This window comes from Paenibacillus sp. FSL M8-0142 (assembly GCF_038597315.1).
GTDB classification, from domain to species: Bacteria; Bacillota; Bacilli; order Paenibacillales; family Paenibacillaceae; genus Paenibacillus_AQ; species Paenibacillus_AQ lactis.
Window position 1 is genome coordinate 794,261 of sequence record NZ_CP152008.1, and the last position, 17,771, is coordinate 812,031.

At 52.3% G+C, this 17,771-nt stretch carries 18 protein-coding genes; 11 read left to right on the plus strand and 7 right to left on the minus strand.

Translation table 11 applies throughout. From position 1 onward, the window contains the following. Nucleotides 1–133 precede the first annotated feature (133 nt). Both NSQ46_RS03505 and cls read right to left on the minus strand, forming a co-directional pair. Complete coding sequence (locus NSQ46_RS03505; RefSeq protein WP_028405075.1) at nucleotides 134–535, minus strand: VOC family protein; 402 nt, start codon at nucleotides 533–535, stop codon at nucleotides 134–136. A 124-nt stretch (nucleotides 536–659) separates the two neighbouring features. After that, nucleotides 660–2,108, minus strand: coding sequence for a cardiolipin synthase (gene cls, locus NSQ46_RS03510; RefSeq protein ID WP_007133222.1), 1,449 nt, complete (start codon nucleotides 2,106–2,108; stop codon nucleotides 660–662). Nucleotides 2,109–2,334: 226 nt separating this feature from the next. On the opposite strand from cls, the gene NSQ46_RS03515 reads away from it, so the two are divergent. Beyond that, nucleotides 2,335–3,414: an AI-2E family transporter gene (locus NSQ46_RS03515; RefSeq protein ID WP_007133223.1), complete on the plus strand. Its 1,080-nt coding sequence runs from the start codon at nucleotides 2,335–2,337 to the stop codon at nucleotides 3,412–3,414. Nucleotides 3,415–3,528: 114 nt separating this feature from the next. Here the strand turns inward: NSQ46_RS03515 and NSQ46_RS03520 are convergent, their stop codons facing one another. Then, a complete protein-coding gene (locus NSQ46_RS03520; protein ID WP_210095558.1) occupies nucleotides 3,529–3,888 on the minus strand; it encodes a hypothetical protein in 360 nt (119 codons plus the stop codon). A gap of 241 nt (nucleotides 3,889–4,129) precedes the next feature. On the opposite strand from NSQ46_RS03520, the gene NSQ46_RS03525 reads away from it, so the two are divergent. Beyond that, entirely contained in the window at nucleotides 4,130–4,873 is a 744-nt protein-coding gene (locus NSQ46_RS03525) for an SDR family NAD(P)-dependent oxidoreductase (protein WP_210095559.1), read from the plus strand. A gap of 79 nt (nucleotides 4,874–4,952) precedes the next feature. Here NSQ46_RS03525 and NSQ46_RS03530 read toward each other — a convergent pair whose 3' ends face one another. Continuing rightward, complete coding sequence (locus tag NSQ46_RS03530) at nucleotides 4,953–5,777, minus strand: exosporium glycoprotein BclB-related protein (protein ID WP_028405073.1); 825 nt, start codon at nucleotides 5,775–5,777, stop codon at nucleotides 4,953–4,955. Between the two features lie 850 nt (nucleotides 5,778–6,627). Here NSQ46_RS03530 and NSQ46_RS03535 point away from each other — a divergent pair. Then, nucleotides 6,628–7,158 (plus strand): DUF2179 domain-containing protein, encoded by a 531-nt coding sequence (locus tag NSQ46_RS03535; protein WP_028405072.1) that lies wholly within the window; start codon nucleotides 6,628–6,630, stop codon nucleotides 7,156–7,158. A 218-nt stretch (nucleotides 7,159–7,376) separates the two neighbouring features. On the opposite strand, the gene NSQ46_RS03540 is transcribed toward NSQ46_RS03535, so the two are convergent. Together NSQ46_RS03540 and NSQ46_RS03545 are read right to left on the minus strand one after the other, a co-directional pair. Next, on the minus strand, nucleotides 7,377–7,910 hold the full coding sequence (locus NSQ46_RS03540) for a DinB family protein (RefSeq protein ID WP_028405071.1): 534 nt from the start codon (nucleotides 7,908–7,910) through the stop codon (nucleotides 7,377–7,379). Nucleotides 7,911–7,992: 82 nt separating this feature from the next. Then, the gene (locus NSQ46_RS03545; protein ID WP_213617021.1) at nucleotides 7,993–8,940 is read right to left on the minus strand and encodes a YafY family protein; all 948 of its coding nucleotides are present in this window, start codon (nucleotides 8,938–8,940) and stop codon (nucleotides 7,993–7,995) included. A 152-nt stretch (nucleotides 8,941–9,092) separates the two neighbouring features. Here NSQ46_RS03545 and NSQ46_RS03550 point away from each other — a divergent pair, with 152 nt between their 5' ends. The 3 genes from NSQ46_RS03550 to NSQ46_RS03560 are packed head-to-tail and all read left to right on the plus strand — an operon-like array spanning nucleotide 9,093 to nucleotide 10,827. Then, a complete protein-coding gene (locus tag NSQ46_RS03550; RefSeq protein ID WP_051425117.1) occupies nucleotides 9,093–9,347 on the plus strand; it encodes a hypothetical protein in 255 nt (84 codons plus the stop codon). A gap of 1 nt (nucleotide 9,348) precedes the next feature. Beyond that, the gene (locus NSQ46_RS03555) at nucleotides 9,349–10,017 is read left to right on the plus strand and encodes a ribonuclease H family protein (protein WP_210095560.1); all 669 of its coding nucleotides are present in this window, start codon (nucleotides 9,349–9,351) and stop codon (nucleotides 10,015–10,017) included. A 27-nt stretch (nucleotides 10,018–10,044) separates the two neighbouring features. Then, entirely contained in the window at nucleotides 10,045–10,827 is a 783-nt protein-coding gene (locus NSQ46_RS03560; protein WP_210095561.1) for a Cof-type HAD-IIB family hydrolase, read from the plus strand. A 436-nt stretch (nucleotides 10,828–11,263) separates the two neighbouring features. Here the strand turns inward: NSQ46_RS03560 and NSQ46_RS03565 are convergent, their stop codons facing one another. Further along, nucleotides 11,264–12,154, minus strand: a complete 891-nt coding sequence (locus NSQ46_RS03565) for an AraC family transcriptional regulator (protein WP_210095562.1) — start codon at nucleotides 12,152–12,154, stop codon at nucleotides 11,264–11,266. A 133-nt stretch (nucleotides 12,155–12,287) separates the two neighbouring features. Here NSQ46_RS03565 and NSQ46_RS03570 point away from each other — a divergent pair, with 133 nt between their 5' ends. The 5 genes from NSQ46_RS03570 (at nucleotide 12,288) to NSQ46_RS03590 (ending at nucleotide 17,715) form a co-directional block, all read left to right on the plus strand. Then, complete coding sequence (locus tag NSQ46_RS03570) at nucleotides 12,288–13,352, plus strand: Gfo/Idh/MocA family oxidoreductase (protein WP_342576344.1); 1,065 nt, start codon at nucleotides 12,288–12,290, stop codon at nucleotides 13,350–13,352. Further along, complete coding sequence (locus tag NSQ46_RS03575; protein ID WP_007131770.1) at nucleotides 13,345–14,079, plus strand: trehalose utilization protein ThuA; 735 nt, start codon at nucleotides 13,345–13,347, stop codon at nucleotides 14,077–14,079. The genes NSQ46_RS03570 and NSQ46_RS03575 overlap by 8 nt, the downstream gene beginning before the upstream one ends. A gap of 262 nt (nucleotides 14,080–14,341) precedes the next feature. After that, entirely contained in the window at nucleotides 14,342–15,283 is a 942-nt protein-coding gene (locus tag NSQ46_RS03580) for a sugar-binding transcriptional regulator (RefSeq protein ID WP_342576345.1), read from the plus strand. Between the two features lie 394 nt (nucleotides 15,284–15,677). Continuing rightward, on the plus strand, nucleotides 15,678–16,343 hold the full coding sequence (gene deoC, locus NSQ46_RS03585; RefSeq protein WP_213617023.1) for a deoxyribose-phosphate aldolase: 666 nt from the start codon (nucleotides 15,678–15,680) through the stop codon (nucleotides 16,341–16,343). Nucleotides 16,344–16,536: 193 nt separating this feature from the next. Then, nucleotides 16,537–17,715 (plus strand): NupC/NupG family nucleoside CNT transporter, encoded by a 1,179-nt coding sequence (locus NSQ46_RS03590; RefSeq protein WP_028405061.1) that lies wholly within the window; start codon nucleotides 16,537–16,539, stop codon nucleotides 17,713–17,715. Nucleotides 17,716–17,771 lie beyond the last annotated feature (56 nt).

The following is a 17,771-nucleotide window of genomic DNA, read 5'->3' on the forward strand; positions in this document are numbered from 1 at the left end:
TACGGACACACGAACGAGTGCATGCACATATGCATCAGCGGGTATCCCCTATGGATAAAATGAAACAGCCGCCAGTTCTCTGAGGAACTGGCGGCCGCTTTGGTATTACCGATTCAATGGAATGGACCGGCGTTTAGGCCGACGCCTCGGTCGTCACTTGCCATAATACGCCGAATTTATCTTCAATTACGCCGAACAGCGCTCCCCAGAATTGGGGCTTCAGCGGATCGACAACCTTCCCGCCCTCAGACAGCCGGTCAAATGCTTCATGCGCCTCGGCATCGCTGTCAAACGCCAGGGTCAGATGCATTCCATTCCCTCGATCCAGCGATTGATACATGGAATCGGACATGTAAATGGGAACCCCTCCGGCAACAAGGCTTAAATGCAAAACCTTGTCCTTCATTTCTTCGTTGGAGCCGGGAAGCTCGCCGAAGGTTTTCACGGACAGGATTTCGCCTCCCAGTGCGCTCGTGTAAAACTCAGCCTGCGCTTTAGCATCCTCGGAGAATATGTACGGTGTCAACTTCGCCATAATCAACATCCTTTCGAAAGTAAGATTGGAGCCTTTCCTTGATTCAAGTATATAGGTATCCATACTCCCGAATTTCTTATGGATTGCTAACTTAACCTTCCTCCGATATGAACCCTTAGGCAGTCTATAAAATCGGAGACAGCAGGCGCGAGATCGACTCCTTAAATTTGATCCATCTGGACCGCTTCTCATATTCCTCCAAGGTGAGCAGGCTGGATACGCGCAGATCGTGATGGAAAATCTCCGTCAAACGCCGGGACAGCAGCTCATCATAAAGGAAGGCGTTGACCTCGAAATTCAGCCGGAAGCTTCGGACATCGATGTTGGCCGTGCCGACCGAGGAGATGGTCTCATCGATAATGATGGTCTTGGCATGAATGAACCCGTTATTGTACAAATACACATTCGCCCCGGTTTGCAGCATCTCTCCAATATAAGACCATGTCGCCCAATAGACGAAGGGATGGTCCGGCTTGTCCGGAATCATCAGATGCACCTTGACCCCGGACAACGAAGCGATCCGAAGCGCGTCAAACAGGCTTGCATCAGGAATAAAATAAGGGGTCTGGATATAGATCGATCTTTTGGCCGAAGTGATCATCTTGATATACCCGTTCTTGATGTGCTCATACTCGGAATCCGGACCGCTGGTTACGATCTGAATACCGACGTTACCCGGTGAATTGATCTTGGGGAACAGATTCGGCTCGTAGACGATGTCATGGTGATGCGATGCCTGATTCCAGTCCAGAATGAAGCGGACCTGCATCGCATAGACGGCTTCTCCTTGTATGCGCAGATGCGTATCCCGCCAATAACCAAACCTTGAGTTCAACCCCAGATACTCGTCCCCGACATTAAAACCGCCGACATACCCGATATCGCCGTCAATGATGACCAGCTTTCGGTGATTGCGGTAATTGAGCCGCAGGTTGATGAAGCGGAGCTTGGAAGGGAAGAAGGCCTCGGCCTCTCCGCCCGCTTCCCGAAAAGCCTTAAAGAACCCTTTCGTCAATTTTCGCGAGCCCAGCTGATCATAGAGGACGCGAACCTTGACGCCTTCCCGGGCCTTTTTCGTCAGCAGGGCGATCAGGCGTTTGCCAAGCTGATCCCGCCGGATAATGTAGTACTGAATATGTATGTATTCCTTCGCTTCCTCGATATCCTGAAACAGGCGCTGGAATTTGTCGCGGCCGTCCGTAAAAATCTCGACATTGTTATCGTCCGTAAAAATGGCTTGATTCTCGTTGAGCTGCATATGGATCAGATCCCGGTTGTCCTGTGCGGCCCGATTCGCGAACGAAAAGTCTCCCCGATACATGGAATCCATCTGGGAGAGCAGCACCTTCTCGATTCCGGTCTTCTGAAGATCGTCCCAATGGAACAGTCTCACGCTTTTTAAGTTTTGGGCAAATAAAAGGTACAGCGCAAACCCGAGAATCGGGATGAAGAACAGCACCAGCAGCCACGCCCACGTGGAAGCGGCATCGCGTCTCTCCTTGAAAACGACCACGATGGCGAACAAGATATTCAGAACGATGACCAGACCCAAAATAATGGATGTCACATGCATTGCAAAAAATCCTCCTAAACTTCAGCCTCGCCCTTGCAATCCTTCATATTATACGTGAGCTGTTAGGAGAAGTATATAACCGCAGTATGGATTAATCGCTTGATTTTTAGTCAAGTGCCTGTTTCATAAGGTAAGGGAGCGGCGAAACAGCGCGCTCGCCATTTGAATCCCTGCCGTCTGTCATGATACGATGAATGAAACTTTGTGGAGATAAGGAGCACCCTATTTGATAAGAATGAACAAATTTTTCAAACTGTGCTTTGCCGTCATTCTGATCCTGGCCATCATATATTTAGGATCGCTCGTCGATTTTATTTTCAAGCCGGTCCTCTCGTTCTTCTCGATTACGCTCGTGCCGTTGATGCTGGCGGGATTCTTCTTTTACCTGCTGCGGCCGCTGGTCGATTTGCTTGAAAGATGGAAGCTGAACCGATCGCTGGCGATCCTGCTGCTGTATGTCGTGTTCGCGGGAATCCTGACCGGCTTTATCCTGTGGGTGTGGCCTTCTCTGAGGGATCAGGTCGTTGCGCTCGTACAGAATGCGCCGGCACTGTTCGCCGCACTGGGCGATCAGCTGCACGAGCTGGAGCAGAGCGGCTTCTTGCAGGATCTGTTTCCCGGAGACGTTACCCCGTTGACGCAACTGACCGACTACTTGAACCGGGGCTTCTCATTCCTCACCAACTACATCATGAACCTGTTCTCCTTTGTGTCGAATTTCGCGATCGTGCTGTTTACCTTCCCGATTCTTCTGTATTACATGCTGAAGGAGGGGGGAAAATTCGGCAAAATGCTGGTCGGCTTTCTTCCGAACCGCTTCAAGGACGAGGGGGCATCCGTGCTGGATGAGATCAATAACGCCCTGAAAGGGTTTATTGTCGGCCGGGTGCTGGTCAATTTGGCCCTTGGCGTGCTGATGTACATCGGCTTTCTGATCATCGGGCTTCCGTATGCGCTGCTGCTGACGGTGGTTGCCGTCATTGCCAACTTTATTCCGTTTATCGGGGCCATTCTATCCTCGATTCCGATCGTCATTATCGGGTTCATCCAGTCGCCGGGAACCGCGATATGGTCGCTCCTGGTCATTTTGGCCGCCCAGCAGATTCAGGACAATTTGATCGGCCCGTATATTTTCGGCAAGCAGCTGGATATTCATCCGGTTACAATCATCATTTTAATATTGGTAGGACAAGACCTCGGCGGCATTATCGGGATCCTGCTTGTCGTTCCGATCTATATGATCGTGAAGATTATCGTAAAGAGAGTGTACCAATTGTTCTTTAAGGAAAAATGGGAGAAGGCTTAGTCTGCTGATATTCGAATCGGGGCGACTCCTTCTTGACGCAGATGGTAATGGAAAAAGCCCAGCGAGGTTACGCTGTCATGGACATCGTACGGCTGCGGCTTTGCTTTTTTTTGTCTATGTGATTTGGCCCGATGCTTGTTCCAGCGCATCCAGGTTATGCTGCAAATCCTGCTTAAGCTCCTGTATTCGCTGCTTCAAATGGTGCAATATTTGAACCCGGATCTCGGCTTCCCGCTCTTTCATGCAAAAAGCGGAGCAGGACAATGCTGCATGCTTGTAATGGCTGCTGTCATTCAGGATGACATGCAGCTTTTCCTTATATAATCTCTTTACAGATCCGCTGTCCGGCTTGATTTCATAATACCGGCTGGTTTCAACGAGCAGCTTCCATTCGCAGGTGTGGAATGTGAAGCGGTCCCGCTCCAGCGTACCGGTTACCTGAATGAACCGTGTACCTTTATCGAACGTATTCAATAGACATTGTGACCTCCCTTATGATGTCATGTTGATGTAGTACTGAATGATTATACAGTCTGTCCATGTTTAGATTCTAATGGAAATAATTAGGTTGTCCCATCTGTTCATGGGAGGCCCATTTTCGGATGAAAATAGAATAGATATGGGGGATTATGCTCACGCTAGGTTAATACCATAATGTGTGACATAGTCATGCTGTTTGGAGTCGAAAATTTTCAAGCCAAGGAGTGGGACGAACATGAGATTTCAGTCGAAGGTTGTCATTGTAACCGGCGGCGCGAGCGGGATTGGTGAAGCGACGGTCCGGCTGTTCGCACAAGAAGGGGCAAAGGTGGTTATTGCGGATTTTTCAGATCGAGGACAAACCCTTTCGGATCAATTAAGACAAGACGGGTATGAGGCGCTGTTCGTCAAGACCGATGTGACCAAGGAATCGGAAGTGATCCGCATGGTCGAGCAGACGGTGAACCATTATGGACGCATTGATGTTTTATTCGCCAACGCGGGGATTGCGAAGGATGCACCGGCCGATGTGCTGGAGCTCGACAATTGGCAGCGGACGATCGATATTAATTTAACGGGCGTCTTTCTGTGCGATAAGTACGTGATCAAGCAAATGCTGTCCCAAGGCACCGGCGGCGCGATCGTAAATTGCGGCTCGATCCACAGCCATGTCGGCAAATCCGGGGTAACCGCTTATGCTTCAGCCAAGGGCGGGGTGAAGCTGTTGACGCAATCCATGGGGGCCGATTATGCCTCGAAAGGCATCCGGATTAACGCCGTATGTCCTGGATATATCGACACCCCGCTGATCCAGGGACGGACGGAAGCCATTACGCAGCATCTGGTCAGCCTTCATCCGATGGGGCGCTTGGGACAGCCGGAAGAGGTAGCGAAGGCAGTCTTGTTTCTGGCCAGTGATGATGCATCGTTTATAACAGGGACGACCCTCTTGGTTGATGGAGGATATACAGCGGTTTAAATGCCTGCACAAGAAAGCCCCGAGAGGACTCGGGGCTTTTTTGCATATTCCAAGGAAGCTCTATTATATCGGGAGCGAATTATATTATGCTGACACCAGCGCTTCCGTAGCCAGCTACGGCAGTAGCGATCGTGATACCTGAAGCCGTAGCTGAGAATACCATCAGCAAGCGGGTATTGGCCGCTACTGGAATGGCCAGACCGTCCACAAAACCGTTGCTGACTGTTCCGAGGGCAAGAACGCCGGTAAGCGGAGGAGCCAGCGTTACAACCGCGCCTGGAATTGGTGTGAAAATATTGCTTGTTGCCGGGGCGCTGTACAGCTGAGCTGTGATCGTAACGGTTGTTCCAACTAAGGAGAGCGCTACCGTGGTGCTGAAGGTTGCGGAGATCGCATCAATGGTGCCTGCTCTCGGCGTGTTGAATGCAAAGTCAAGCAGGGTTCCCCCAGCGCCGGTAAGGTCGACGGTTCCGCCAGCCAAGGTGACCGCTGGTCCGGAATTGCCGAAGCCTACCAGGCCGACCGTTCCAACCAACCCACCGACAAGCGTTGTCAAGGCAAGCGGTATACCGGAGGCAAACGGAATGATGGCGCCTCCGCCAGGTATGCCCGGTACACCCGCAGGTCCAGCAGGTCCCGCAGGTCCAACAGGTCCCACAGGTCCCGCAGGTCCGACAGGTCCAGCAGGCCCTACCGGTCCCGGAATGCCCTGTGGTCCTGCAGGCCCTGGAATGCCTTGCGGTCCCGCAGGTCCGATCGGCCCAATCGGTCCGACAGGCCCAACCGGTCCAATCCGCCCGCGCGAAACTCTTGGACAGCGGCGCACAAGCACCAGATCCTTTTTACCATGATCGTGTTTGCCTTTGCCATGATGATCGTGGCATTTCTTTTTGGCGTGAAGCACTTTTTTCTCTATTTTTTTAGGTGAGCACAATTTCTTTTTTCTAAGAGAACGATCCAAATTCAAGCACCTCCTTTAGATTTGTTCTATACTACGCAACTTTTGCCTTGGGGGCATGGGTTAATAGCGTATTCCTGATAGATGGACGCCTATTATTTGCTAGAATGTACGGTTGCCCTATAGTTGGGGGCCCACCGATTCCGTCTGAGACAGGCCTGACGCGGGCTGAAATGAACGGGGATAAAGACAAGCATTAGGAAGTGATCCGGCGCATGACAAGAAATTTTCGGGGCTGGTACGAAGTCTTCTTGCCGCCTTTCTCAGCGGAAGGTTAACCGTATGAATGATGCAGAGAATGCAAAGTTTCCGGCATGCATATGACGGTAAGCGGGGGGATTTCGCTTTTTTCTTGGATGAGTCCTTGATTTCAGAGTGTAGCGGACCATCCATATTGGTTAATTTATGATAAGTGGCTGATCTGTTCAGGGTGGTTGTTGGAGGGTTTTCTGAGGCTTGCTTTATCGGTGTGAGCCATTCGGGATATATGCCGTAAGACGGATACTTTAATGAAGACCTGGACACGATGGCATATATGGAGAAACTGCCGGATGATCCCGGAAGCGGGTTACCGCTCCCGGCGGCAATCATCATCATGGAGGCGGCGCTTACGAAGTGCATGACGTAGAATGCATGTACCACACTATTATCCTCGATTACGGGCTAACGGACTAAGGAGATGATAAGTGATGAGCTACAACCAAGAATTGACCTTACGGGATAAGGAAATGGATCTTTCCCCTTCGAGGCAGCATGCGGAGCCTGGACCGGAGTATATCGCCGCACGTGATCATTTATGATCAACCTGTCTCTCATAGGCTCGATCATCGGCATCAACGTAGTGTATGTCTCGATCTTTTCGCTGCGGCTGATCCTGATGATCAAAGGCAGAAGAGGGATTGCCTCTCTTCTGGCCATGCTGGAGGTTTTTGTCTATCTGCTTGGTCTGAACCTGGTCCTTCAAAATGTAGACAATCCCTTTAACATGGCAGCGTACTGTCTCGGCTTTGGCCTTGGCGTTTATATCGGAAGCCGGATCGAGGAATACTTAGCCCTTGGCTACCTTGTCGTTCAAGTCATCGTCAACTCCCTGGAGACGGATTTGGCAATGAAGCTGAGAGAGAAGGGCTACGGCGTCACCTCCTGGGAGGCGGACGGCAAGGATGGCAAACGTCTGGTGCTGCAGGTACTCGTGAAGCGAAAGAATGAGCGGCGCTTGATGGAGACGCTGAACAAGCTTTCGCCGCAGGCCTTTATCATTTCCCATGAACCGAAGAACTTTAAGGGCGGCTTCTGGGTGAGATTGACCGAGGGACGGAGACAGTAATTAATGAGGTCCGAAGAGGGTACGTGCTTCATAGCGAAAAGCTCGCTTTCTGGAATCCGAAATTCCAAAAAGCGGGCTTTTCTTTTGGGAAGGGCGATAGGTTGGGGGATGCTGCAGCCGGGCGGCAAATATCGAGTAACGAGCCCTTGGTGTCCCTGCGGAATCTATAGGTATTTATCTGGCTTTTGCGGATAGGCTAGTCGTCTCTTTCCACTAAGTCAGCGTTTAGCAAACGGCGGGGGAACCGCTTCCTCATCCTGATACCAGAAAAACGCGTAATCCGTCATGGTGGAGGAGCTCCCGAGCTGGCGCAGCATGGCCGCAATATTGCCGCGATGATACGTGCCGTGATTCACTACATGCAGCACGATTTCGGACAGGCGGGTGTCCCGAATGCCTGCATACGGATTATCCAAGGTGATGACCTGCTCCAGATCCGAATGGCCGCGGAAAAAAGACAGATAACCATCGGACAGCTCGATGAACCGCAGCTGCAGCTCCTCGGCGCCGAGGTCTTCCAGCTCTCCGCCCATCTGATGGGCTTCCGTCAACGCATCCTTCATATCCGAGCCTGTCAAAACCTTCAGCCAGCTGAAGTCGACGGTATAGATATGAATCAATGCGGCGGCTACGGACGGGAAGACGCTGTGGATCTTTTGGTTGTACAGCTCGCCGGGCAGCTCCAACAGCCGGTTGAAAATCGCTTGGTTCGCCCATGCATGGTATTGATACATTTTTACGGGATATGTCATTTCAATCATCTCTCCTTTAACGCTTGGGTTTCGTTCTTGAATCCAGTGTAAACAAAAAAGTATGACAGCGGACTGTCATACTTTACGAGTAGCGTTGCAGCATTTTTTGCAATTTGGATTTCATCATGCTTCTAAGCTCGGCAGGCTCGATAATCTCGATATCGTCCCCGAAGCTCATTAGGGTTGACCAGAACCACCAGGATTCCGGCTGTTCAACTTTGAACGTCAGGCGGAGCGTACCGTCCTCCAGAAATTCACGGTGCACGTCATAGAATTGATCCATGGCTCTGGCGAGGGCGTTAGGCGATACATGCAGCACGACCTCCCGGGCATCGGGCGATGATTCCCAGGCGCGGCGTTCTTCGTCCCTTGACGAAGCCTTGCGACCCGGTCCCTGCGTGTGTTCCTCCGCATGGTTGCGCTGAAACGGCTCCGCCGAGGAGGTCAGCTCCGACATTCTGGAAATGCGGAACTCCCGATAGTCCTGCCGCGTCCGGCAGTATCCATACAGGTACCAGGCACCGAATTTATACATGAGGCGCAGAGGCTCCACCTTGCGGTGGATGCGCTCGTTCTTGGCGCTGATGTACTGGAAGGCCACGGTCTGCCGGTTGGTGATGGCGCCGCGAAGGAGCCTCAGCGATTCGTTATGGGTGCGCCAGCTGCCGATGTCCATCGAAAGCCCCTGGGGCCCTGTGTTTCCGGAACGATCGATCGTTTGCAGCCGTTGGATCGTATCCAGCGCACGCTCATCCTCGAACACGGTCGACATGCTGTGCAGGATGGTGATCAGGGCGCTGACGTCATAGGAACCGAGCAGGCTTTTATCCATCTTGTACTGCTCCATGATGCCGTAGCCGCCATTCACGCCTTGGTACGATACGACCGGAATGCCGGCCGCGCAGATGGCGTCAATGTCCCGGTATATGGTCCGCTGGGATACGTTATATTTTTCAGCCAGGGCGGACGCCGATAAAATTTCGTTATTAAGGAGCATGTAGATCATCGATATGAGCCGTTCCAGCTTCATGAGACCATCCTTTCAAGAGAATGCGGATTCATTCTCCAATGATTCCGTATTATATCATAGCAAGGTTGTAAACATGTTGGATGATTCCAATCCGCACGGATTTCACGTACAATAAAGGTGCAAGCAGATAAGACCAAGGAGTGTGAACGCGCATGGCCCGTACCAAGACGCAGAAGGCGCGCCGCAAGGCGGAACGCGCAGGCACATGGAGTGCCGTCATGATGAGAAAGACAAACGAGGATTTCGGCGCACTGTCCCAGCATGTGAGAGTGAAGCCGGGCAAGCAGGAGCAGCTGAATAAGATCAAGCATAAAAAGCGGATCGGAGACGATGGCGCTTTTTTTTTATTGGGTTACGGGTTGTGGTATAGTACGCTAGAGAGGTTAGCAAGCAGGATGGAGGTTTAGCATGGCAAAGCAAAAATATTACGTGGTCTGGGTCGGCAAAGTTCCCGGCATTTATACAAGCTGGGCCGAGTGCCAGCAGCAGGTGAATCAATATACGGGCGCAAAGTTCAAGGCGTTCGAATCTAGAAGCGAAGCGGAGCAGGCCTTTGCCGCAGGATATAAAAACTACTGGGGACAATCCTCGGCCGGACAGGGAAGCGCGGGAGCCGGAGGAAGCGCGGGATATAAGCGCAGCCGCTCCATGGCGGCGGAGGATCCGGGCGAGATCGACTATGACAGCATCTCGGTTGATGTGGGAACACGGGGTAATCCCGGACCGGTCGAATATAAAGGCGTAGATACCCGAACGGGGGACATCCTCTTCTCCTGCGGGCCGATTGCGAAGGGCACCAATAATCTCGGCGAGTTTCTGGCGATCGTCCACGCCCTGGCCTATCTGAAGAAGATCGGCAGCAGCAAGACGGTGTACAGCGATTCCCTGAACGCGATCAAATGGGTGAAGCAGAAGAAGGTGGTGTCGACGCTGCCGAGGGACGCCTCCACCAAGGAAATCTGGGATCTGGTGGATCGCGCCGAAAGCTGGCTGCGTAACAATACGTATTCCAACAAGCTGCTCAAGTGGCAGACCAAGAGCTGGGGAGAAATTAAAGCCGACTACGGGCGTAAATAAATAGAGACATCAGGAGGAGGCCATACAATGAAGTATAAAGCCGTTTTTTTCGACATTGACGGAACACTTGTTAATGAAGAGAAGGAAATTCCGCAGGATACGATCGAGGCGATTGCACAGCTGAAGGAGAGCGGCATCGATGTATTTATTGCAACCGGGCGGGCGCCTTATTATTTTCAGCACTATGCGAAGCCGCTAGGCATCGATTCCTTTGTCAGCTTTAACGGCTCTTATGTCGTGTACAAAGGAAAAGTCGTGCATGAGCACCCGATTCCGGAAAAAACGCTGGAATTGCTGGAAAGCACCGCGCTTGCGAACAACCATCCAATCGTGATGCAGGGGGCTGAAGCAGGGTATGCCAACTACGAGGAGCATCCGTTCGTTGCCGAATCGTTCCATGATCTGCGGGTCGAGGTGCCCGGCTACAGAAGCAGCTACTGGAAGGAGGCGAAGGTGTACCAAGCGCTGCTGTATTGCGAAGCTCACGAGGAATCGCTGTACACGTCGGCCGAAGCTCCGTTCGGTAACCTGAACTTCGTGCGTTGGCATCGGGTGGCGATGGACGTCATTCCGGGAGGCGGCTCGAAAGCGAAGGGGATTGAAGCGGTGCTGAAGCATCTTGGAATTACCCCGGCCGAAGCCGTAGCGTTCGGGGACGGGTTGAACGATAAAGAAATGCTGGCGTACGTCGGGCTCGGCATCGCCATGGGCAATGCGCACGAAGAGGTGAAGCCGCTGGCCGATTTCGTCACCAAGCATGTGAACGAAGGCGGCATTCGCCATGGGCTGCGGCATGCGGGATTGATTTAAGGAAGCCAAGGGCAGGGGATAGCTGTCCTTGGCTTTTTTATATAGATATGCTCATATTCGGAACAGCTGGATCAGATACAAGAGAACTGCCGCATCCCAAGTTTTTGTTTTTCTGCAGCCGTCTCATCGTTCCAACACGGATACTCCATCGGCCCAATGGCCGTCACGGCGTATGATGCGAAAAAATCCATGCCACAGTATGTGGATAAACGTTGCGCCTCGCGGAGAGGAACTTGAATTCCGCTGTGCATAACATCGCTAAAAAGTTCGTTATACACAGAGTTATGAACATCATCCACGGATGCTATGGATATTTGAGCGCCCAGGCGCTATTAGAGGGGGGAGTTATCCCGGATTTGTGAACAAATGTGGAAAAGTGCAAGGATAACAAAGCGAATGGGCGGCTCGCCCAGAAAGTTATCCCCATCCTCGCTTGTCATTCCGCCTCATGCACCTGCTTGTAATATTGGTTCGGGGAGATCCCTACATATTTTTTGAATACTTTGCTGAAATAGAACGGGTCGTCCAGGCCGGTTAAATATCCGATCTCCCCGAAGCTCAGATGGGTGGCCTCGATCAGTTCCTTAGCATGGTTGATGCGGACCTGGTTCACGTAGCGCATGATCGTATGGCCCGTGAGCTTCGCAAATACTCGGTTCATATAGTCGTAGTTGCATTCAAAACGCTGCTCGATGTCGGCGCTCGTGATTTTCTCGGCGTAGTGCTCATGAATATAATCCAGAAGGGCATGCACTTTCATGTAGGTTTTGGTATACGGACTGTTCTGCTCCAGCTCATCGAACAGGCTGTGGCGCGACAGCTCGATCAGCATCTCCATGAATTTCAAGGCGGTCATGGTGCGGTTAAAATGCTTCCGCCGATAGAGCTGCAGCATTTCTCCCAGCGCGTGAACCATATGATGGAGACTCTTCTTCTGCGTCAAGGAGCAGTTCTTCGGAAAATATAGCTTCCTGCTCCCGTTTCCGCCGCCAGGGGCCTGGCTGTTTGTCATGATCCACTGCTCGGCCAGCAGCGAAAGCGGCTGCTCCGGCACGGCCTCGATGCAGGGATGCTCGAAGTGGATATAGTAGTAATCGCATGTATGCTTCTCGATTCCTTCATGGTCGACATGCGGCTCCAGCACGAGCAAATCGCCTTTTCGCAGGATGTAAGGGATTCCGTTCTCCCGAATATGAAGCTCGCCCTTCTTGATGAAATAAAGGATGTATTCATGCGTGTTCCGTTTGAAATGGATCCAGGGATTTTTGTATGAGACAAAGCCCATCAGCTTGATTCTCGGCACGTAATCGGCATTCATCACCAGCATGGAAATGCACCCTTTCCAATGACGCGAAGTCGTTTTTGTACAAAAAGAGTAACTTTCACACATTCCCGTTCATTGTAACACAGCCTATACTCATGGTGAATGAAACGAAGGACGTACAGGAGGATGGTTCACCGTGACACTCAGAATAGGCGTGATCGGTTTAGGCGGAATCTCAGGCGCCCATATCGCCGGTATTCTGGCCAGTCCTGATGCCGAAGTGTGGGCGATCTGCGACAGCAGCGAGGAGGCGCTTCAGGCGAAGGGCGACCAGCTCGGCGTGCCGGAGTCGCGCCGGTATCTGCATCATGAAGCGCTGCTGGCCGATCCGAACGTGGATGCCGTTACGATCGGAACGCCGAATCACAATCATTATACGATCGCTTATGCGGCGATCAAGCACCGGAAGCCGTTTGCGCTCGAAAAGCCCGTCGCTTTGGACACCAGGGAAGCGGCGATGCTTAAGGATTTGCTCCTTCAGGACGAACTGCCGCATATGATTTGCTTCTCCTACCGGTATAAGGCCGCCGTCCGCTATGCCAAGTTTCTGATCGAGCAGGGCAAGCTTGGCGCGATCCGCCATGTGTACAGCCAATACTTGCAGAGCTGGGCGATCCCGGAGCAGCTGCCGCTGGTGTGGCGGTTTCGGAAGGCATTTTCCGGATCGGGTGCTTTAGGCGATTTGGGATCGCATATACTCGATATGGAGCGGTTCCTTGTCGGGGATGTGGAGCGGGTGTTCTCCGATGCCGGCACGATCATCCGGCAGAGGGAGCTTCCGGAAGGCGGGGGACAAGGCCCGGTCGACGTCGATGATTACTGCCACGTCCTTGCCCGTATGGAAGGAGGCATCTCCTCGACGATGACAATCTCCAGATTCGCTTACGGCCGGGGCAATTACCAGCAGCTTGAGATTTATGGCGAGAAGGGAGCGCTGGTCTATAACCTGGAGGAAGCGGACAGCTTATACGTGAATCTGGCGGATGAAGGGGATACCGGCTTCCGGAAGGTCAACATTCCAAGGGAATATCAGGCGGATCAGATGCAGGCATTTTTCAATGTCGTGAACGGGAAGGGAGACGGATTGGACGCGACGATGACGGACGGATACATCAACCAGAGAACGATCGACGCGATCATCCAGTCCTTCACGGAGGAACGGTGGATACCGATAACCAAGGAGGTTTCAGCAATTGGCTAATATCAACGTAACGGTATGGAATGAATTCAGACATGAACGGCATAATGAGGCGATCGCAAGCATTTACCCGAAGGGGATTCATCAGGCGATCGCGGATTTTCTGGAGAAGGACGGTGAGCTGAAAGTGCGCACGGCCGTGCTCGACGATCCCGAGCATGGACTGACGGATGACGTGCTGGCGTCAACGGATGTCCTGCTCTGGTGGGGCCACGTGGCCCATGGGGAAGTGAGCGACGACATTGTGGAGAAGGTGCGCCAGCGCGTCTTGGACGGCATGGGGCTGATCGTCCTTCATTCGGGCCACGCATCGAAGATCTTCCAGCGCCTGCTCGGCACGAATACCGGGGCGCTCAAATGGCGGGATGACGGGGAGAAGGAACGGCTGTGGGTGATCGATCCGAGCCATCCGATCGTCAGCGGACTTGGGGAATATATCGAGATTCCGAAGGAGGAGATGTACGGCGAGCGCTTTGAAATTCCGGCTCCGGATGAGCTCGTCTTTGTTTCCTGGTTCGAAGGCGGCGAGGTGTTCCGCAGCGGCTGCTGCTATAAACGAGGACGCGGAAAGCTGTTCTATTTCAGACCGGGGCATGAGGCGTTCCCGACCTACTATCAGCCGGAAATTCAGCAGGTGATCACCAATGCCGTGCATTGGGCGGCGCCGCTGCAAGGGTCGAAAACCTCCTACGGGCGTGTATCGCCGCTGGAATACAGCCATACGACATAACATCCAGCAGCCAAAATCCAATGGATCTAATGGCAATATGCAGAGGCACCTGCTAAGGCGCGTTATTTTCTCGGGCATCCCGGTGAATAAGGCCCCCGCCAGGTGCTTTATTCTTGTCTGCAATAGGGTCGATTGATGGAACTATCCGGATTTACGTCATTAATCATTCATGCACTTAAGATAAACCGATATCGATATTTGCTCCGGAACGCTGTATAATGTACGAAAATTCGTAAACGACACGAGCAAAGTGGGTTGGAGCATGGAACAGGACAAGCAGCGCCTCAGCATCGAGGCGGCAAGATTATATTATTTATCGGATTACAGCCAGCAGGACATTGCGGCAAGATTGGGCGTCTCCCGTCCGACGGTCTCCAGGCTGCTTCAGCATGCCAAGGAGCAGGGATATGTTCAGATATCGATCGTGGATCCGCAGGAGGATCTGGATGCGCTGGGCGAACGCGTCAAGAAGCGGTACAAGCTGGATCAGGTGCTGGTGAGCTATTCGCCGATCAATGAATATCAGGAGATTCAGAAGCATATCAGCAGGAAAGCCGCCGACTATTTGCATGAAATCGTGAAGGACTCGGACATTATCGGCGTGACCTGGGGAACGACGATGCACGCGGTCGCGCTTCAGCTGCGGGACAAGCCGGTCCGCGGTGTCGAGGTAGTGCAGCTGAAGGGCGGCGTGAGCCATTCGCAGGTCAATACGTATGCCGCCGAGACGGTTCATCTGTTCGCCGAGGCGTATCATACCCTGGCCCGGTATTTACCGCTTCCGGTCATTTTCGACAGCGTGGAGCTGAAGGAAATGGTGGAGAGGGACCGTCATATTCAGCGCATCATTCAGCTTGGCAAACAGGCGAATATCGCGATCTTTACGGTCGGCACCGTCCATGAGGATGCGCTTCTCTTCCGGCTCGGCTATCTTAGCGAGGAGGAGCAGCAGCTGCTTGCGCGCGTCGGCGCCGGGGATATCTGCTCCCGCTTCTTTGATGCGAAGGGCCGGATATGCAGCGAAGAGATCAACAACCGGACGGTGGGGATCGATCTGGAGGCTCTTCGGGACAAGGAGAGATCCATCCTTGTCGCCGGCGGAAGGAAGAAGCTGGCCGCGATTCGGGCGGCGCTGGTCGGAGGCTACGCGAACACGCTCGTCACGGATCAATTTACGGCGCAGGCGCTGCTCGGAACGGATTGAACGATAGGGAAGCTCGTTAAATGAATAGCTCGTAAAGAAAACCTTATGAACGGGGAAGAAGGCTTATGCGGCTAAGCTCCGGTTCATAAGGTTTTTTGCTGCGTCTGGCGCCTTCCATTTGATCAAGCGGGTGGTTAGTCTGATTATGTTTACCCGAACAGGGTATAGAGCATAATAAGCAGACTCCTGTGTAAGAAAATTCCTGAATGGAATGATCATCGAGTGGCGAACAATGATAAAGATCATTGCCATAAATCGGCATGAACATAATTTCATAAGGTGTTTTACATATGTTCAGAGCTGTGATATGATGGTTCCCGTTGATAGGTTTTTGATAGAATGATAGCGCTTTACAGAGGGTTGAAAATGATGACGAAAAGGAGTGTTTTCAGCAATGAATATTGCAGGAATGATTGATCATACGCTGCTCAAGGCGGACGCAACCGAGACAGAGATTCGGAGAATAACGGAAGAGGCCAAGAAGTATGAATTTGCTTCGGTATGCGTCAACCCCGGCTGGGTTAAATTTTGCGCCGAGCAGCTGGCAGGAACGAAGGTAAAGGTATGCACCGTCATCGGATTCCCGCTGGGTGCGACAACTTCGGCCGTCAAGGCTTTTGAAACGAAGGATGCGATTGCCAACGGAGCCACTGAAGTGGACATGGTAATTAACATCGGCGCGCTGAAGGACGGCAATAACGAATTGGTGGAGAGCGACATTCAATCCGTGGTGGATGCGGCGGCAGGCAAGGCGCTGGTCAAGGTCATTATCGAGACAAGCCTGCTCACGGATGAAGAAAAGGTGCGGGCATGCGAGCTGGCGGTTAAAGCCGGCGCGGATTATGTGAAGACCTCGACCGGCTTCTCGACCGGCGGCGCGACACCGGAGGACGTGGCTCTGATGCGGAAAACGGTAGGCGAGAGCACAGGCGTCAAAGCTTCCGGCGGCGTTCGCAGCAGAGAAGACATGGAGCGAATGATTGAAGCGGGCGCAACGCGCATCGGCGCGAGCTCGGGCGTTAAAATTATGGAGGGCGGACAATCGACGTCATCCTATTAGAGGTTGTTCAAAAAGTCTTTAGATCACGAAATGAATCAAGAAGTAACTCGGCATCGAATCTTGAACTCTGCCGGACCTTCCGCTGAAAACTCGACTTATTGAACACGTTCTATTAAGGATCAGCTGCTAGAATTGGTGTTTCAGGCAATCTGTAATGTTCTACAAAAAAATCACCTATGGGGGAACAACGACGATGAAATATTTAATCGCCATATTGGGCTTGCTGGTCGTTTTCGGTCTGGCGTTCATCATAAGCAACGATAAGCGGAACATCCGCTATCGTCCGCTGGCCGTCATGATTCTGCTTCAACTGATTCTCGGATTTATTTTGCTGAATACGGGCGTCGGTGAGTATCTTGTTAGAGGGATCGCCAATACCTTCGAGGCGCTGCTTGGATATGCAGGGGAAGGGATTGAATTCGTGTTCGGCGGGATTGCCAATGAAGGTGCCGGACCTTTCTTCCTCAATGTGCTGCTACCGATCGTGTTTATTTCCGCGTTGATTGGTATACTTCAATATATTAAGGTGCTTCCGTTTATCGTACGATATATCGGTTTGATCTTAAGCAAAGTCAACGGTATGGGAAAGCTGGAATCCTATAATGCGGTAGCGTCAGCGATCCTTGGGCAATCCGAGGTGTTTATTTCGGTCAAGAAGCAGATTGCGCGTATTCCGAAGCATCGAATGTATACGCTTTGCGCATCGGCCATGTCCACCGTGTCGATGTCCATCGTCGGTGCATACATGACGATGATCGAGCCGCGCTACGTCGTAACGGCGATTGTGTTGAACCTGTTTGGCGGATTTATTATTGCATCGATCGTCAACCCTTATAAGGTGGATAAAGATGAAGATATCCTGGAAGTTCAGGAGGAAGAGAAGCAGTCCTTCTTCGAAATGCTGGGCGAGTACATCATGGACGGCTTTAAGGTCGCCATCACGGTTGCGGCGATGCTTCTCGGATTCGTTGCGCTCATCGCCATGATTAACGGGATCTTCAACCTCATCTTCGGGATTACGTTCCAGCAGCTGCTTGGATTTATTTTCGCTCCGATCGCCTTCGTTATGGGCGTGCCTTGGACAGAAGCCGTGGATGCGGGCAGCATCATGGCTACCAAGCTGGTATCCAACGAATTTGTGGCGATGCTTGATCTGGGCAACTTTACGAACCTGTCCGAGCGTACAATCGGTATCGTATCGGTATTCCTCGTTTCCTTCGCGAACTTCTCCTCGATCGGCATTATTGCCGGAGCCGTCAAGGGCTTGAACGAGAAGCAGGGAAATGTGGTTGCGCGCTTCGGCTTGAAGCTGCTGTATGGTGCGACCTTGGTCAGCGTGCTCTCCGCTACCATTGCGGGCCTGTTCCTGTAGGACCGTCACAAACAAAACCATGGGAAGCACCGTAACCGTATGACTTTTGATGGAAC

Coding starts and splice junctions, on each gene's coding strand:
- NSQ46_RS03550 (WP_051425117.1), top strand. CDS start 9,093: ATGGCCCGTACCAAGACGCAGAAGGCGCGCCGCAAGGCGGAACGCGCA.
- NSQ46_RS03535 (WP_028405072.1), top strand. CDS start 6,628: ATGATCAACCTGTCTCTCATAGGCTCGATCATCGGCATCAACGTAGTG.
- NSQ46_RS03565 (WP_210095562.1), bottom strand. CDS start 12,154: ATGCTGGTGATGAATGCCGATTACGTGCCGAGAATCAAGCTGATGGGC.
- NSQ46_RS03540 (WP_028405071.1), bottom strand. CDS start 7,910: ATGACATATCCCGTAAAAATGTATCAATACCATGCATGGGCGAACCAA.
- NSQ46_RS03560 (WP_210095561.1), top strand. CDS start 10,045: ATGAAGTATAAAGCCGTTTTTTTCGACATTGACGGAACACTTGTTAAT.
- deoC (WP_213617023.1), top strand. CDS start 15,678: ATGAATATTGCAGGAATGATTGATCATACGCTGCTCAAGGCGGACGCA.
- NSQ46_RS03580 (WP_342576345.1), top strand. CDS start 14,342: ATGGAACAGGACAAGCAGCGCCTCAGCATCGAGGCGGCAAGATTATAT.
- NSQ46_RS03545 (WP_213617021.1), bottom strand. CDS start 8,940: ATGAAGCTGGAACGGCTCATATCGATGATCTACATGCTCCTTAATAAC.
- NSQ46_RS03555 (WP_210095560.1), top strand. CDS start 9,349: ATGGCAAAGCAAAAATATTACGTGGTCTGGGTCGGCAAAGTTCCCGGC.
- cls (WP_007133222.1), bottom strand. CDS start 2,108: ATGCATGTGACATCCATTATTTTGGGTCTGGTCATCGTTCTGAATATC.
- NSQ46_RS03590 (WP_028405061.1), top strand. CDS start 16,537: ATGAAATATTTAATCGCCATATTGGGCTTGCTGGTCGTTTTCGGTCTG.
- NSQ46_RS03525 (WP_210095559.1), top strand. CDS start 4,130: ATGAGATTTCAGTCGAAGGTTGTCATTGTAACCGGCGGCGCGAGCGGG.
- NSQ46_RS03505 (WP_028405075.1), bottom strand. CDS start 535: ATGGCGAAGTTGACACCGTACATATTCTCCGAGGATGCTAAAGCGCAG.